2 protein-coding genes are annotated in these 2,160 nt (G+C 61.2%); one reads left to right on the forward strand and one right to left on the reverse strand.

Going from position 1 to position 2,160, the window contains the following annotated elements; all coding sequences use genetic code 11:
* The first annotated feature begins 393 nt into the window (after positions 1–393).
* Entirely contained in the window at positions 394–1,632 is a 1,239-nt protein-coding gene (locus tag C8J30_RS18155; protein WP_110807478.1) for a PAS domain-containing protein, read from the forward strand.
* 20 nt (positions 1,633–1,652) lie between these two features.
* Here C8J30_RS18155 and C8J30_RS18970 read toward each other — a convergent pair whose 3' ends face one another.
* On the reverse strand, positions 1,653–1,886 hold the full coding sequence (locus C8J30_RS18970) for a hypothetical protein (protein WP_110807479.1): 234 nt from the start codon (positions 1,884–1,886) through the stop codon (positions 1,653–1,655).
* Positions 1,887–2,160: the final 274 nt, after the last annotated feature.

Consider the following 2,160-nt stretch of genomic DNA (forward strand, 5'->3'; position numbering starts at 1 on the left):
CATCGCTCGATTCGACCCCGGGCGCGGAATTGCGCCAAGAATCTTTCCCCTCAGGGGCCGAAAATCGGGGTTTATCGGGCCGATGCACCGCTTACGCTTCAAGCGCCACCTTCGCCTTGAAGTCCGCGCTGTAGTTCTGCCGTTTGCCAGCCACGCTGTTCGTCCTCGTCTTCCTTGGCGGCAAGCTTAGCAAACTGTCCGCTGGCTGGGGACCACCTCAAGATGTCCGGTTAGCACTGAACCGCTCCGGGGGATCCAGGACTGGGAGCCGTTCCGCCGCTCCTCGCATGCAAAGCGCGTCATGATCATGCTGGAGCGATTTTTCAGTCGCCGTAAATCGGGCGTTAAGACCGTGAACGATAGGCTTTCCAAAAATTTCAGCGAGAAAGCTTCATGACCCATCAGCACGATCTCTCAGGCCAGCCGGAGGGCGAGGTAAACTTCGGCTTCGAGGATCTTTTCTTCTCCCGAACTGATCGTCGAGGGGTCATTCTGGCCGGAAATGACGTGTTCCAAAGGGTTTCCGGCTTTGCCTGGGCGGAACTCCTCGGGGCTCCCCACAAGATCATCCGTCACCCCGACACCCCTCGGGCCGTCTTTCGCATCCTTTGGGATGCGCTTGGCGGCGGCCATCCAATGGGCGGATATGTCAAGAATCGCGCCCGCAACGGCGACTACTACTGGGTTTTTGCAGTGATCCTGCCGACGGACGAAGGGTTTTTGTCGATCCGTCTGAAGCCCTCGACGCCGCTCTTCACGCAAATCGGCGCGGTCTATGCCGATCTCGCCGCCCGCGAGCGGACCGAGCGGCTCGACCCCGGCGACAGCGCGCGGATGCTGTGGACGACTGTCACAGAGGCGGGCTTCACCAGCTATACCACCTTCATGGCCAGCGCTCTGGGACAGGAGCTTGCCGCCCGCGATACTCGGCTGGGGCGCCCCGCAGACCCGCGCACCCGACGCCTGATCGAGATGAACGACGCCCTTGAGCGGGTGACGCAGGAACAGAAGAAACTGTTGCGCAGCTTCGAGGCGCTCCAGTCGATTCCGAACAACATGCGCCTCGTCGCCTCCCGCCTCGAACCCTCGGGCGGACCCGTCTCCGCGATCTCGGAAAATTACCGGGCCTCCAGCCTCGTCATCTCCGACAGGTTGCGCAGCTTCGTCAGTGGCCGGGAAAATCTGTGCGACCGTGTCTCGCGCCAGGTTGCCCGGGCGCTGTTTCTGCTCGGCGCCAATCGGGTGTTAGCAGAAATGATCGCAAGCTTCCGGCAGGCGGACCCCGTCGCCGGGGTCGATTGGCCAATGGAGGCGGAAAAGCTCGGGCGGGCGCGCGACCTGACCCTGCAGGAAAGCCGCACGGCGCTTGCGAGCGCCGTCGGCCACGCAGAGGAACTCGCCCGATCCAGTGCAGAGATCCGGCGACTCATGCTGGGCCTTGACACGATCCGGGTGATGGGGCGCGTCGAATGCGGCCGGCTGCGCGAGAACGGTACCGGGCTGGTCGCCACCATCGATCAACTCGATCTCTTTCATGCGGAAATAAAGACCCGGCTGGAGACGATCTTGCGGCTCTCCGAACAGATCGGCGGCGTGATGAACCGCTTCGTGGCGGGGGACCTTCAGGGCTGAAGGTCGCAGTCCCTCTTGCGCTATGACAGCTTTTCGCTGAGATCGATCCGGGGCTCGATTTCAGCGAAAAGTGTTTGATCGAGGGCTGTCGCCTGCGGCCACTGCGATGTCTGGATGCGCAGCTGCGTCGGCATCGTTTGCAGCCGAGGTGCGTTCTCACCCGCCTCTGCGGCGCAACTCGGGGCGGATTGGCGCTCAACCGACCCCGCCTTCATGCGGCTTGTATCTGCCATCTTGCAGCTGTCGGAAGACATCGGCAGTACGATAAGCCGTTTTTCCAAAAGTGAATTCGGCGCCTAGGCGCACCCCCACGGCGTGCCTGAAATCAACCCCATGAGGGCGCCTGCGCCATTAAAGCCCGTTGTCAGCCATACATCAGTCAGATGATGTTAACATTGTTGCGCGATATGTTCTCCAGACGAAACGGAATTGATGGCCTGCTGCCGGTTTCGTGGACACGAAGATAAGATCGTGACCAAGGAAACGGAGATCGGACATGGTGAGACGGAAGTTCACGAAGGAGTTCAA

The sequence above is a fragment of the Rhodobacter viridis genome (assembly GCF_003217355.1).
GTDB classification, from domain to species: Bacteria; Pseudomonadota; Alphaproteobacteria; order Rhodobacterales; family Rhodobacteraceae; genus Rhodobacter; species Rhodobacter viridis.

Excerpts from the sequence above, each read along its gene's own strand:
- C8J30_RS18155 (WP_110807478.1), top strand. The coding sequence starts at position 394 with ATGACCCATCAGCACGATCTCTCAGGCCAGCCGGAGGGCGAGGTAAAC.
- C8J30_RS18970 (WP_110807479.1), bottom strand. The coding sequence starts at position 1,886 with ATGTCTTCCGACAGCTGCAAGATGGCAGATACAAGCCGCATGAAGGCG.